The following is a 13,703-nucleotide window of genomic DNA, read 5'->3' as shown; positions in this document are numbered from 1 at the left end:
GACAACGGTCCCGCCACCGGTCGCCATGTCGGGCGCACGGGCCGGGCGGGCAAGACGCACGCCACGCATATCCGCCACCCAGCTAGAACAAAAAGCGTACAGCTACAATATCGGCGCTGAATTCCGCGCTCGGGCGGACGCTCGCCAAGCTCTCGCGACCGAACGCACCATGGAAGTGGGACACGCTCCTCTGCTGGAGCGGCACCCGACCGCGGTGGGTCGGCACGCATTTCCAGGCCTTCGTCTGCCGCGCTCCTGCTCGCCGAACCGCCATCCGGTTCGGCGCAGAACGCCCTAGACGCTCGTCTGGAACCCGCCGAGGGGCGCGACGACCCGGCAGATCAGCCCATCGGGCTCGTAGGCGAGGGAGACCTCGCCGCCGACGGCGCCGGCGAGCCCGCGTTCGATGAGCCGTGAGCCGAAGCCCTTCCGCGTCGGGGGGCTCACGGGTGGCCCGCCATGCTCGGACCATGTGAGGTGGATCGTGTCGTCGTCTCCCACCGCGACCACCCGCCATTCCACGACGACGCGGCCGTCCGGCCTGGAAAGGGCGCCGTATTTGGCGGCATTGGTGGCGAGTTCGTGCATCATCAGGGCGAGCGACAGGGCCGCCTTGGAGCCGATGACGATCTCGGGCCCCGACAGATCGAACCGCCCCGGCTGCTGGTCGTCGTGAAGGGACAGGGCGCTCTTCAGCACAGCCGAGATGGCGGCGCTCTCGCGCTCTCCGGTCAGCAGGATGTCGTGGGCATTCCCGAGGGCGATCAGGCGCGCGGCCAAGGCATGCTTGGCCGCTTCCACATCGGTGACGTTGCGCAGACTCTGCGAGGCGATCGCCTGAACCATCGCGAGGGTGTTCTTCATGCGGTGGCTGAGTTCGCGGTTGAGAATCCGCTGCTGCTCGTCCGCCTCGATCCGGATCAGGCTGCTCCAGGCCCGTTCCGCCACTTCGCGGACGAAGGCGATCTCGTGCGGCGTCCAGGAGCGTGGCGAGGCCTCCGTCGCATAGAGCACGCCGACGAGGCGGCCGCGCTGGAGCAGGGGGACGGAGATCACCGCCTGCACACCCTCCGCGATGTAGAGTTCCGCATCGCTTTCGAGGTCGGGGGAGGTCGCGAGATCGTCCACCGCGAGGATCTCGCCGCGCCGCAGGCCGGCGATACTCGCGGGAAATTCCTCGAGCCGCAGGGTCCGGCTCGGAAAAGTCTGTCCGTCCGAGGACCAGGAATGCGCCACCGTCACCAGCCCCGCCGGAAGGTCGACCATGCCGTAGCCGGCCCGCGTCGCCCCGAGGGCGCGGCCCAGGATCTCCGCCGTCATGGCCACGACATCGGCGTTCGAGCGCAATTCACGCAGGCGGTCGCCTAAGCTGATCAGCGCCTCGCGACGGGCATCCGCGCGTTTCTCCTCGGTGATGTCCTCGATCATCGCCATGGCGTGAACGGCGTCACCCAGGGTCTGGGAGACGAGGTTCACCCTCGCCCAGATGATCCGGCCGTCGCGTCTCCGGTAGCGCTTCTCGAACCGGTCCTGCAGGGTCTCGCCGGTGGCGAGGCGGCGATGCAGGTCGTCGCGCGCATCCGCATCCTCGGCGGGGGTCCATTGGGCGAGGGAGCGACCGACGATCTCGGATTCCGGCGCACCCCAGATCTCGCAGAGCTTGGCGTTGACCCTGAGCGCCAGGACGCTGCGGGGATCGAACTGGACGATCCCGATATTGGCGCCCTCGAAGACCGCGCGGAACTGAGCCTCCAACTGGCTTCTGACGGTGACGTCGAGCATCGCGCCGACCATCCGCACCGGCGCGCCCAAAGCATCGCGGACGAGATATGCGCGGTCCAGCACATCGGCATAGGCCCCGTCTCCCTTGAGGAAACGGTACTGGCAGCTCCACCTGTCCGAGCCTCCGTCGAGAAAGGCATTCAGCCCGGCGGAGACGATGGCGCGGTCATCGGGATGGATGTTGCCGAGCCACCAGTCGGAGCCGGGACCGATATGGGCAGGCCGCCAGCCATAGGACGTCTCGAGCGCCTCGTTCCACAGGATGGCGTCGCGCAGCAGGTCCCAATCCCAGACGACATCGTTGGTCGCCCTGGCCACGAGGCGATAGCGCTCGTCGGTCGACCACCGATCGAGGGAGGCGGCACCATCGCCGATGCCAACGGCACCGTCGGTCATACCACCGGCCGCCGTCCTTACCGGCGAAGGAAGATCGCGACGACTCCCTCGGAGGGGTGGAGGTACATTCGCAGTGGTCATCGGATGCGGGTCTGATTCCGTCGATCGCCATCACATGAAATGCAGTCGGACCTCGCAACGAACAAGTCTCGCCACGAGATTTCGCGAGATCCTCCCCACCCACAGCGTATCGAACTCGGATCGGAGACTTGACCCGGCACCTGTGCCCGGGATCGGAAAGCCTCGTCCTCCCGAGCGGACATCGAGCGATGCCGCCTCAGACAGCCGCTGCCGGGACGGGATCGTCCTGGCTCGGCTGCGTCGGAGGATCGACGAAGAGCATCCGCCCGTCGGCATCGTAGACGGCCCCGAGCACGGTCTCAAAATGGCTCACCACGGCGCCATGGCACTCGCAGGCCGCCTCCTGGATCTTGGCCCGGTCGAGAATGGTGATACGGCCGCGCCCCACCTCGATCAGCCCCTGCACCTGCAGGGTGCGCAGGATCCGGGTCAGGTAGGTCCGCTGCACGCCCAGCATGTTGGCCAGGAGTTCGTGGGTCACGGGAAGCGTTTCGGTGCCGATCCTGTCCTGCAGCGTCAGCAGCCAGCGCAGGCATCGCTCCTCGATCGGGTGGAGGGCGTTGCACGCCACGGATTGCAGCACCTGGCCGAGGAGGCAATCGGCGTAACGGGTGAAGAGGTTGCGGAGCGTAGTCGAGCGAAGCTTGGCGTCCTGCAATTTCGCGGCATCGAGCCTGAGGACCGGTCCGCCGATCTGCACCAGGGCCGTGCTGAACGCCGGAAGGCTGCCGTGACTGACGACGCCGCCCACGGCGCCCTCCCGGCCGATCGTGGCCGTCTCGGCGCTCCGGCCGTCCCGCATGGAGACGATCAGGTTGATGACCGTCTGATCGCAAGGAAAGGAGATGTACGAGACCCGGGACCCGACGGAGAACAGAACCTCCCCGCGCCGAACGACGGTCGGCTCGAAATGGGGCATGAGAAGCCCGCGATCCTCTCGGGACAGCGCCTTCAGCAGGAGATTGCCTTCGATGAAGGACTCTGTCGACGGGAGCATCTGATGCGCTGTGTTCACCTTCTGTCTCGCGCTTAGCTTATCACCGCCAAGGCGTCTGTCCACTAGTTGACGAAGGTAGCGAAAAATCTTGTCGTCGCGGCGGATGCCGCGCGCCTTCCGCCTGTCACGAGCGACTGGATTCACACATCTGCATTTACAGACATAGCGCGTCCCTCTCCCCCTTGTGGGGAGGAGGGCGGGACGGAGCTTCCCGCGAAAAATGTAGAATGCCGTAGCCGCAGGCAAGAAGGCGCCCGCGCGCATCACGCCCGGGCGCGGTGTCGGTTCAGCCCTGGCCGGCCTCGTCGCCTTCGCCGATGCAGTCGAGGGCCCGCTCCACGGCGCTGACCGCTTCGCGCAGGTTGCGGACGGTGAGCTCCATCTCCCTGCGGGGACGGCCCATGGCGGCGGCACGGTGGGCGACGCCCTGAAGCAGCTCCAGGGCGGCGAACAGATCGTCGGCGACGGCGACCACATTGGAGATCTGTGGTGCGGCGGCGGGGGGGCGGGAGAAGGGGACCACGTTGCTCATGTTGGACAAGGTGTCGCCCAAGGCCGGCCCGAGCACCAGATCCAAGGAGGCTAAATCCGCGTGATTGCGGCCCCCATGCCCGAAAGCCGTCAAGCGTAGTGAGCGTTTTCGTGGCGCGAGAACATCACTCTGCCCGTAAGCTGAGACGGTTCGTTATCCTTGTGCTTGACGCGAGGGCCAACCCGGCACCACGAAAGACCCGATCGGTCCAACCGGACCAGACTCCCAGGAACTTCCGATGCGTCCCATCCCCGTCCTCTTCGCCGTCGGCCTGCTCTGTGCCCTCGGGGCCTGCAACAGCGCCGACCGCAGCGGCTTCTCGGACAGTTTCAGCACCGAGAATTTCCGCCGCTCCAACGACACCAACGGCACGCAGACCCGCCGCGACGTGAACCGCGCCTACACCGCCCCATCGATGCCCTCCATCGTCAGCCGCGGCAACTGAGAGCCTGCTCGCGTTGCTTGTCCAAGGCCTTACCTCATCCTGAGGCGCCGCGGAGCGGCCTCGAAGGAGCCCTCCAGGGATCACGCGAGCACTGGAGGGCTCCTTCAAGGCCCACTGATGCGGGCACCTCAGGATGAGGAGGTCTGATTGGATGATCGATTCTGGAATGGAAATTCGTCGAAAAATCCAATCGAACAGGCTCCGACACTCGCCATTCAGTTCTTGGCCAGGGCGTCCGCGAAGGCGATCATGCGGTTGCGGGCATAGGTCGGCAGGCCGGCACTGATCGACGTGCCGGTGTTGAAGGACGAATTGCCCATCAGCACCTGGGCCGGGAGCAGGTTCTTCAGAACCGGCACGCGGGCATATTCCTGCTTGCGGTCGAGGACATCGGCCTTGATCGCCAGCGCCATATAGGTCGTCACCACCGTCTTGCCGGGGTCGTTCGGCATGGGTTGGAACACGGCGAGGAACTTGCCGAAGCGCAGGATCTGGTTGACCCAGAAGATCGTCTGTTCGAGGCCGCCGGCCACCGGCGTGTCGACCCGCGTGAGCGCCGCGAGCGAGGCCGCTTCGGCCGCCGGCAGGGTCCGCAACTCGCTCTGGAACGAGACGAACTCGGCCACCTTCTTCGAGGCGCCGTCCTCCAGCTTGTTGGCGAGCTTCACGCCCAGCGGCAGCTTGCCCTCGAGGTCGTAGCGGGATTCGATGCAGGCGGCGGCGCCCTCGCACCAGGCCCGGTCCGGGCGGCGGGCGAAGGCGGCGGCCGGGTCCTTGGTGGGCGTCACCTCGGCGGGGCTCAGGGTCTTGTGCTTGATGACGGGGTCCATCTTGGACACGAAGCCGAGATTGGCGAAGGCCGACAGGTCGATGGAGTCCGCGGGCTTGGCCACCACGAACCGCCCCTGCGCCACATAGACCTTCAGGGTCTCGTGCCGCTGCTTCGAGACGCCGTTGAGCGTCACGCTGTAATCGGGCTCGGCATAGGCGGGGTAGGGCGCCAGGGCCGCCTGCTCGGCCGGGCGCAGCTTTCGCCATTCGAGATAGGGCGTGAGGCCGCTCTCGGGGTTCGCCGGATTGTCCCGGTGGTCGGTGAACAGGATCGTGCCCGGCTTGAGGGCGGCAAGGCCCGACGGCTCGATGGCGGGAACCTCCTTGATCCGGTCGGCGGGGACCTGGACCTTCATCCCTTCCTGCGCGGAGGCGGGGAGGCCGAGTGCCAGGACGGGCAGGAAGCTGAGAATCTGGACAAGGACACGTGTCGCCGGAAGCTGCGTCTTCACGTCGGGGCCTCGATTGCTGATGAAGGGGGATCCGCGCCTTCAGTAGCGCGGGTCGTCGCCGAACAGGTAGTCGGGATCGCGGCGGCGAGCGCGGGGAGGCTCGTCCTCGCCGAAGGGCGAGCGCTGGGTGCCGGGCCATGCCGGGCTCCGCGACCCCTCGTAGCCATAGCCATCCCCCTGCGCCCGACGGCCGCGCGGCTGCGCCGGCCTCTCGCCGAAGGGGTCGAGGGGGTCCGGCTCGGCCCCGCGCCGGGTGGTGAGGTTGCCGTACAGGTCGCCCACCACGTCGGCGCCGTCGTCGAGGCCGCCAGTGTCGCCGTCCTCGGAATCCGGCCGCATGGCGGTCTGCACCTCGCGCGGCAGCAACTGGTACTGCGTGTCGGCCACGCGACCGTTGCTCAGCCGGAAATGCTCGAGGAAGCCGCCACCCGCGACACGCTCACCGCTGCGGGCGTCGATGGGCAGGTCGGCGAGGTCACGTTTCGCCTCCGGGGAGGGCGGGGCGAGGGGAGTGCGCGCCACGCCGTTGGCCCAGGCAGCCTGCAGGATGGTGCCGGCGATCGGCACCGCGAGATGCCCGCCGGTCTGGCCGCGTCCCAGGGTCCGGCGGGTACCATCGGCATTGTCGTAGCCGACCCAGACCACGATGGTGATCTCGTTGGTGAAACCGGCGAACCACGCGTCGTTCTCGTTCTCGGACGTGCCGGTCTTGCCGGCGATCGAGCCGGAGAAGCGGGCGAGGGCCGCCGCGGTGCCGTGGTTGGTGACACCCTGCAGCATGGTCTTCAGCTGATAGAAGGCCACCCTGTCGGCCGAGCCGATCCGCACCGGCTCCTTCGGCTCGCGCTTGTACAGAACCGTGCCGTCGCGCTCCACCGCCTCCAGCGCGTAGGGCGCCGGCCGCGCGCCCTCGTTGGCCACGGCCGCGTAGAAGGCGGCGAGATCGACCATGCGGACCGGCTGCGAGCCGAGGACGAAGGGATAGTAGCGCTCGCATTCGGCATAGAGCTGCGCTTCGAGCGCGAGGTCGCAGACGCGGGTGAGGCTCGCCGGCGGCGTATCGGCGATGCCGCCCTGGAGCAGGCGCGCGGTGACGAGGTTCTTCGAGAATTCGAGCCCGCGCCGAAGGGTCGTCGCGCCCGACCCGCCGCCATCGTAGTTCTTCGGGCTCCAGGACTGGCCGACACCGCCGATGGGCGGCAGGGTCACGCTGGCATCCATCACCAGGGTATTGGGCTGCAGGCCGGCGTTCAGCGCGGCGAGATAGGTCAGCGGCTTCAGGGTCGAGCCGGGCTGGCGCACGGTCTGCGTCACCCGGTTGAGCTGGCTCAGTGGGTAGGAGAAGCCCCCATCCATGGCGAGGATGCGCCCGGTGCGGTTCTCCAGCACCAGGGCCGCGCCCTGGACCGAGGGGCGCACGCGCAGCTCCGCGCGGAGAGCCTTGGCCTTCGGGTCGCGCAGCTTCACCCGCACCACGTCGTATGTCTGCAGACGGCCCTTGGCGATGCCGGGATCGAGGCTGACGATGCGCCCGTCGGCGAGCCCCGCCTTCACCGGTCCGCGCCCGGATTCGAGCACCACGGCGAGCGGCCAATGCACGTCGTAGAGCACCGGCCGCGCGCTCTCCAGGGCGCGCTGCCAGACGGGTTTCTGCGCCAGCGGCTTCGGCCCGGCGGCCGCCGGCGCGGACTTCGCGGCAGCAGGCTTGTCCGTGGCCGATCTGGGCTTCGCCTCGCCGCCGCCGACGAGCGGCACCGACTGGACCGATCCCTCCACGGCGGGCGTCGCCCCGCCGAGCTTGGCGATGCTGTCGGCGAGGTTGAATTCCGGCCCCTCGTAGCGCTGGCGCCCGGTGGCGCGCTCGTAAGTGGCGAGCCCGTCCTGCAGGGCGGATTCCACGGCGGTCTGGAGGCCGGCATTGATGGTCGAGCGGACCACGTGGGAGGCGGAGGTGAGCGAGTCGATGCCCGCGAAGGTGCGCGCCTCGCGCGTGAGGTGATCGACGAAGTAGAAACCCGAATCCCGCCGCGTGGTCTCGATCGGCTTCAATCCGAGGGGGGCGTTGGCCGCCTCGGTCAGCTGCGCCTCGGTGATGACGCCCTCGTCCTTCATCCGCGCCAGCACATAGGCGCGCCGCTCCTTGGCGCGGTCGGGATACTTGTCCGGATTGTAGAAGTTCGGCCCCTTCGGCATGCCGCCCAACAGCGCCGCCTCCGGCACGGTGAGCTGCCCCACCGATTTCCCGAAATAGCTCCGCGCGGCCATCTCGATCCCGTAGGAGCCGCGGCCGAGATAGATCCCGTTGAGGTAGAGTTCGAGGATCTGCGGTTTGCCGAGGATCCGCTCCAGGCGCGAGGCCACGATCATCTCGCGGATCTTGCGCTCATAGGTGACGTCGTCGCCCACCGACAGGTTCTTGACCACCTGCTGGGTGATGGTGGAGCCGCCGGCCGGCCGCCCCGGCGAGGCGAGGTTGCCGATGAAGGCCCGGATGACGCCGCGCTCGTCGATGCCCTTGTGGGTCTCGAAGCGCTTGTCCTCGGCCGCCACGAACGCCTTCTGCACCATCACCGGCACGTCGGAGATCGGCACACTGAGACGGCGCCCATTGGCCTCGAACGCCTCGGCGTAGCGCTTGCCCGCCCCGTCGAGGATCAGGCTGGCGCCGGGCAGCTTGCGGTCCTTCAAGTCCTGGGCCGAGGGCAGGTCGGCCACGGCCTTGTTGTAGAAGGCGATCACTTCACCCGCGTCGAAGGGCGAGTTCGCCGGGTTCTCGCCCTTGCAGAACTGCCGGTAGCTCGTGTTGAGCTCGCCGATATCGAGCCCGTGCAGGAGCTTCGGCGCGGAGGCACCGGCGATGGCCGAGGGGTCCTCCATCGCGGTGGAGATCAGCTCGTCGAGGTTGATGTCCTCGATGTCGAAGGCTTTCCGCATATGGGCGCAGCCGTCGCGCAGGATCTGCACCACTTGGCCCTTGTCGGCCACCGGATCGAACTGCGTCTTCACGGCATCCGGCCGCGTCGTCACCTGACTGAGCGTCAGCGCCGTCGCGAACAGCTTGATCAGGATGATGTTCATCGAGGAGCGGGCACCGAAATCCAGGACGCGTCACAGGGCACGGACGACAGGATCGGCAGCCGCAACGCACTCAGCCCAAGATGGGATGCACAAGGCGGCTGATTTAAGGAGACCGCCACCGGACCGGCCTCCCGCAACGCTTCCGTCCCCGGCGACGTTGCAGGCGGATGCGCCCGCCGGCGCGGCCCTCCGGAGACCTGCGTCGCATGATCAAGGACCTTTGGTACAAGAACGCGGTCGTCTACTGCCTGTCCGTCCGGTCCTTCCTCGACGGCAACGGCGACGGCATCGGCGACTTCGTCGGACTGGAGCGCCGGCTCGATTACCTGCAGGGCATGGGCATCACGGCGATCTGGCTGATGCCGTTCCAGCCTTCGCCGAAGCGCGACGGCGGCTACGACATCACCGATTACTATGGCGTCGACCCGGATTACGGCTCGCTCGGCGACTTCGTCGCTTTTACCCACGCGGCCAAGCAGAGGGGCCTGCGCGTCCTCATCGATCTGGTGGTCAACCACACGTCGGACCAGCATCCCTGGTTCCAGTCGGCACGATCGGACCCGGATTCCCCTCACCGCGACTGGTACGTCTGGTCGAAATCCAGGCCGCCGCATGCGGACGAGGGCATGGTGTTCCCCGGCGTCCAGACCACGACCTGGACTCGCGACGCCAAGGCGGGAGCCTATTACTTCCACCGTTTCATGCCGTTCCAACCCGATCTCAACACCGCCCATCCGGCGGTGCGGGCCGAAATCCAGAAGATCATGGGGTTCTGGATCCAGCTCGGCGTCTCGGGCTTCCGCATGGATGCGGTGCCCTTCGTCATTGCCAAGAAAGGACCCGAGGTCACGGGTGAGCCCGAAGAGCAATTCGACATGCTGCGGGATTTTCGCGAGTTCCTGCAATGGCGGCAGGGCGATGCCATCATTCTCGGCGAGGCCAACATCCTGCCGAAGAAGGACCTCGACTATTTCGGCGACGATGCCGACCGGCTCCACATGCTGTTCAACTTCCAGGTCAACCAGGCTCTCTTCTACGGGCTGGCTTCCGGCGACGGCCGTCCCCTCGCCAAGGCCATGCGCAAGACCTGGAACCGACCGGATTCGGCGCAATGGGCGGTGTTCCTGCGCAATCACGACGAACTCGATCTCGGACGCCTCACCGAGACCCAACGGCAGGCGGTCTTTGCCGCGTTCGGGCCGGAGAAGGGGATGCAACTCTACGACCGCGGAATTCGGCGCCGTCTCGCCCCGATGCTGGGCGGCGACCAGCAGCGCATCGAGCTCGCCTATTCCCTGATGTTCACCCTGCCGGGCACGCCGGTGCTGCGCTACGGCGACGAGATCGGCATGGGCGACGACCTCTCGCTCAAGGAACGCGACTGCGCCCGCACCCCGATGCAGTGGAATGCCGAGGCGCAAGGAGGCTTCACCAAGAGCGAAACCCCGACCCTGCCGGTGATCGGGAGCGGCGCCTACGGCTTCGACCACGTGAACGTGGCGAGCCAGCGCCATGACCGCGGCTCGCTGCTCAACTGGATGGAGAGCGTCATCCGCACCCGCAAGGAGGTGCCGGAGATCGGCTGGGGCGATTTCGCAGTGATCGAGACGGCCTCACCCGCGATCCTGGCGATCCGTTACGACTGGGAGGGCAACTCGGTGCTCTGCGTCCACAACCTCAGCGGAACGCCGATGGAAATCTCCCTCTCACCGGAGGTAGAGGGACCGGAGGGCCGTGTCCTGGTCGATCTCCTCACTGGCCGTCGCAGCGAGGCGGGTGACGATGGCCGGCACTGCCTGATGATGGAGCGCTACGGCTACCACTGGTTCCGGCTCGGCGGCCTCGACGCGCCGCTGAAGCGACGGGTTGGGTGAAGGCCTGTCTCAGGCCGAGAGCGCGGCGGACACTATCGATCCTGCCTGCCGCGCTCGGCGAGAATGCCCTATCGAAGCCTCAACTCGGATCAGCAATCCGGAAGATCGTCCAGGTTGTTTCGGGTGGTCTGATCGCGATCCGTGCGCAGGTATTTCCCGTTCGATCCCTGTACGACCCGTATCTCGGTCCGCCCGCTCGTCCAAGGAACGTAATAGGTATGAATCCCTCGTTCGATGTCGACGATGGCATCCAGCTTGGAACGGGGTGACCAGAAATCGCCATCATTGCAAAGGGAGGTGATATCTCCCTGAGAATTCTTTCCCGTCTTTCTCACTGCACGATCAGCCATGATGCATGGTTCCTTTCCGTTTGCCGCACATATCCGACAGCAAACTTGAGGTATTCACATCACGACAATTTTCAACCTAAGGGAAATTTACGTAGAGGCTCCGCCTACTTGTTCCGCCCCAGCAGCACGAGCCAGCCGATTCCGATCACGCAGACCATCGCGCCCACCGTGATGAAGGCCGGTGTGCCGAGATCCATGAAGCGGGGGGCGAGCTGCGTCGCGAAGGCGGCGACGATGAGCGCCACGGCGATGCGGGCGGCGGCGCGCTCGATGCCGCGGGTGAGCTTCTCGATGCCCTTCAGCTCGATCTCGACGGTGACGCGGCCCTGTTTCAGGCGCACCAGCATGAGGTGAATCAGGGTGGGCAGTTCGGAGGCCGCTCCGAACAGGCCCGCTCCCACCGCCTCGACCTTGCGGCTGATGCCCTTGATCGAGAACTGGGACGCGAGCTTGCTCTTCACCGTCGGGCCGGCGGCGGTGAAGAGGTCGAATTTCGGGTCGAGATGGCGCATCACGCCATCGGCGGTCACCAATCCCTTGAACAGGATGGCGAGGTCGGTGGGCATGGCGAGGTCGTTCTCACGGGCCATGGTCATGAAATCGGTGAGGAGGTCACCGAAGTTCAGCACCGAGCCGGCATGGCGGTTGATGAAGGCCTGGGACGAGGTCTCGAGCTTGGTGAGGTCGGGGTTGCTCGATCCGGTCCAGTCGAGGAGGACGGCCATCAGCCCATCGGAATCCTCCTTCAGCATGGCGCCGATCAGCATGAGAAGCTGGGTGCGGCGACGCTCGGAGAGGCGGCCGATGATGCCGAAATCGATGAAGCCGATGCGGTTTCCCGGCATCACCAGCATGTTGCCGGGATGCGGATCGGCGTGGAACACGCCCTCGATCAGCGCCATGTTGAGGAAGGCGTCGGTGCCCTTCTGGGCGACCTTGACCTTGTCGATCCCGGCCGCGTCGAGGCGGGGATGGTCGTTGGGCGGGATGCCGTGGATGAATTCCTGGACGAGGACGCGCTCGGAGGTGAACTCCCAGTGGATCTTGGGGATGACGATGTCGTCCCGGTCGGCGAAGATCGCCGCGATGGTCTCGCAGTTGCGTGCCTCGTTGACGAGGTCGAGCTCGCCGTAGAGACCGGCGGCGAGGTGGCGCATCTGCTCCTGGGGCTGGTAGCGCCCGAATTCCGGCCACTCGTCGACCACGATGCGGGTGGCATGGGCGAGGAGACGCAGATCCGCCTCGATGATCTTGCGCAGGCCGGGGCGCAGGACCTTCACCACCACCTCCTCGCCCGACATCAGACGGGCGCGGTAGACCTGGGCGATGGAGGCCGCGGCCAACGGCACCGTGTCGAACTCGGCGAAGATCTCCGAGGGCGGCGCCCCGAGATCGGCCTCCAGCTGCGGCCGGATCTTGTCCCAGGCGATCGGCCGGACCTGGCTGTGGAGCTTCTCAAGCTCCTCCGTCCATTCCGGCGTCAGCAGGTCCGGCCGGCTGGCGAGGATCTGGCCGAGCTTGATGAAGGTCGGCCCCAGGGCCTCGATCGCGCGGCGCACGCGCTGCGGCTGGGACAGGCGGGCCACGTCAACGTGGGGCCGGCGGCGCTTGGCGAACCGCGCCAGATGGCCGAGGCCGAGGCGCTCCACGACCTTGGTGACACCGAATCCGATCAGGACAGCGGCGATCTCGCTCAGGCGCTGCCTGTCGCGAGCGGCGACGAAGGCGGTTTTCAGCATGTGCGCAAGGGACTGCCCCGTCTGGCGTGAAGGTGGCCGCGTTGAAAAGTCAGATCGGCCCGCCTGTTCGGATCGTGCCGATCTGCGGCGCGGCTCCGTCTAGGGTGACGGCGAGGCCGAAATTTGGCAGCGCCGTCGCATTTGCCAGGACGGCAGCCTCGACCGGGACGGCAGCCTCCGACGGGATTAGCGCCGCCACACGCCCGGCGCCAGACGCCTTTTCAGCCCATGCGACCCCGGAAGCGCACATCGCCGACGCGAGGCATCCCCTCCGCGTGAAAATGAGCTAAACACGCGGACCGGACACGGGCGTCCCACCGATCGCGAACGAACGCGCGGCGGGGACGGGCGCCTCCTCAGACACGCAGTTCCACGGAAACGGAGACACGGTCCCGATGGCAGGCACGCCCCGCGCAGGTATCATTCCGGTGACGCCCTTCCAGCAGAATTGCACCCTGATCTGGTCCGACGAGACCAAGATCGGCGCGGTCGTCGATCCCGGTGGCGATCTCGACCGGATCGAAGCCGCGATCCGCGACCAGGGCATCACCATCGAGAAGATCCTGCTCACCCATGGCCATATCGACCATGCCGGCGGCGCGGACGAGCTGCGCGAGCGGCTCGGCGTCCCGATCGAGGGCCCGCACGAGGCCGACCGCTACCTCCTCGACAGCCTTCCCGAGACGGGCGCGAATTACGGCATCGACGGGGCTCGCGCGGTGACACCCGACCGCTGGCTCGCCGAGGGCGACGCGGTGAGCGTGGGCGAACTCGGCTTCGACATCGTGCACGCGCCCGGCCACTCGCCCGGCAGCGTGGTCTTCGTCAGCCGCGACGCGCGCTTCGCCCTGGTGGGCGACGTGGTGTTCAAGGGCTCTGTCGGCCGCACCGACCTGCCCGGCGGCAACCACGACCAGCTCATCCGCGCCATCAAGGACAAGGTCCTGCCGCTGGGCGACGACATCGCCTTCATTCCCGGCCACGGCCCCACGAGCACGCTGGGCGAGGAGCGGATGACCAATCCGTTCCTGCAGGAGTGAACTTCGGAGATGGGTGAGAGCGTCATCGCCTGGCCCCGTCGTGACTACGCTGTGGGGCTGCGAGAGACTGTCGGCTCTTGTCTCTTGCCACTCCCCGCGGCGCCAC

10 protein-coding genes are annotated in these 13,703 nt (G+C 67.0%); 3 read left to right on the top strand and 7 right to left on the bottom strand.

The window, feature by feature from the left end; genetic code table 11:
• Nucleotides 1-294: 294 nt before the first annotated feature.
• The 3 genes from ASF32_RS21340 to ASF32_RS21330 form a co-directional block, all read right to left on the bottom strand.
• Nucleotides 295-2,178 carry a PAS domain S-box protein gene (locus ASF32_RS21340; RefSeq protein WP_056433318.1) on the bottom strand — a complete coding sequence of 628 codons (1,884 nt, stop codon included), beginning with the start codon at nt 2,176-2,178 and terminating at the stop codon, nt 295-297.
• 277 nt (nt 2,179-2,455) lie between these two features.
• Nucleotides 2,456-3,256: a Crp/Fnr family transcriptional regulator gene (locus tag ASF32_RS21335; RefSeq protein ID WP_056433314.1), complete on the bottom strand. Its 801-nt coding sequence runs from the start codon at nt 3,254-3,256 to the stop codon at nt 2,456-2,458.
• A gap of 286 nt (nt 3,257-3,542) precedes the next feature.
• On the bottom strand, nt 3,543-3,824 hold the full coding sequence (locus ASF32_RS21330) for a hypothetical protein (RefSeq protein WP_311274099.1): 282 nt from the start codon (nt 3,822-3,824) through the stop codon (nt 3,543-3,545).
• Between the two features lie 202 nt (nt 3,825-4,026).
• Between ASF32_RS21330 and ASF32_RS21325 the strand changes: the two genes are divergently transcribed.
• Nucleotides 4,027-4,233, top strand: coding sequence for a hypothetical protein (locus ASF32_RS21325; RefSeq protein WP_056433311.1), 207 nt, complete (start codon nt 4,027-4,029; stop codon nt 4,231-4,233).
• A 215-nt stretch (nt 4,234-4,448) separates the two neighbouring features.
• Here the strand turns inward: ASF32_RS21325 and ASF32_RS21320 are convergent, their stop codons facing one another.
• Together ASF32_RS21320 and ASF32_RS21315 are read right to left on the bottom strand one after the other, a co-directional pair.
• The gene (locus tag ASF32_RS21320) at nt 4,449-5,420 is read right to left on the bottom strand and encodes a hypothetical protein (RefSeq protein WP_244478003.1); all 972 of its coding nucleotides are present in this window, start codon (nt 5,418-5,420) and stop codon (nt 4,449-4,451) included.
• Between the two features lie 135 nt (nt 5,421-5,555).
• Nucleotides 5,556-8,594: a transglycosylase domain-containing protein gene (locus tag ASF32_RS21315; RefSeq protein ID WP_056433306.1), complete on the bottom strand. Its 3,039-nt coding sequence runs from the start codon at nt 8,592-8,594 to the stop codon at nt 5,556-5,558.
• 206 nt (nt 8,595-8,800) lie between these two features.
• Here ASF32_RS21315 and ASF32_RS21310 point away from each other — a divergent pair, with 206 nt between their 5' ends.
• Nucleotides 8,801-10,468, top strand: coding sequence for an alpha-amylase family protein (locus ASF32_RS21310; protein ID WP_056433302.1), 1,668 nt, complete (start codon nt 8,801-8,803; stop codon nt 10,466-10,468).
• Nucleotides 10,469-10,557: 89 nt separating this feature from the next.
• On the opposite strand, the gene ASF32_RS21305 is transcribed toward ASF32_RS21310, so the two are convergent.
• Both ASF32_RS21305 and ASF32_RS21300 read right to left on the bottom strand, forming a co-directional pair.
• Nucleotides 10,558-10,818: a DUF3892 domain-containing protein gene (locus ASF32_RS21305; protein WP_056433299.1), complete on the bottom strand. Its 261-nt coding sequence runs from the start codon at nt 10,816-10,818 to the stop codon at nt 10,558-10,560.
• 104 nt (nt 10,819-10,922) lie between these two features.
• The gene (locus ASF32_RS21300; protein ID WP_056433296.1) at nt 10,923-12,557 is read right to left on the bottom strand and encodes an AarF/UbiB family protein; all 1,635 of its coding nucleotides are present in this window, start codon (nt 12,555-12,557) and stop codon (nt 10,923-10,925) included.
• Nucleotides 12,558-12,952: 395 nt separating this feature from the next.
• Between ASF32_RS21300 and ASF32_RS21295 the strand changes: the two genes are divergently transcribed.
• On the top strand, nt 12,953-13,597 hold the full coding sequence (locus ASF32_RS21295) for an MBL fold metallo-hydrolase (RefSeq protein ID WP_056433292.1): 645 nt from the start codon (nt 12,953-12,955) through the stop codon (nt 13,595-13,597).
• Nucleotides 13,598-13,703: the final 106 nt, after the last annotated feature.

Source organism: Methylobacterium sp. Leaf91, from assembly GCF_001422815.1.
In the GTDB taxonomy this organism is placed as follows: domain Bacteria; phylum Pseudomonadota; class Alphaproteobacteria; order Rhizobiales; family Beijerinckiaceae; genus Methylobacterium.
Note: the sequence above shows the minus strand (reverse complement) of the source record. Positions and strands in the feature narration are given on the sequence as shown.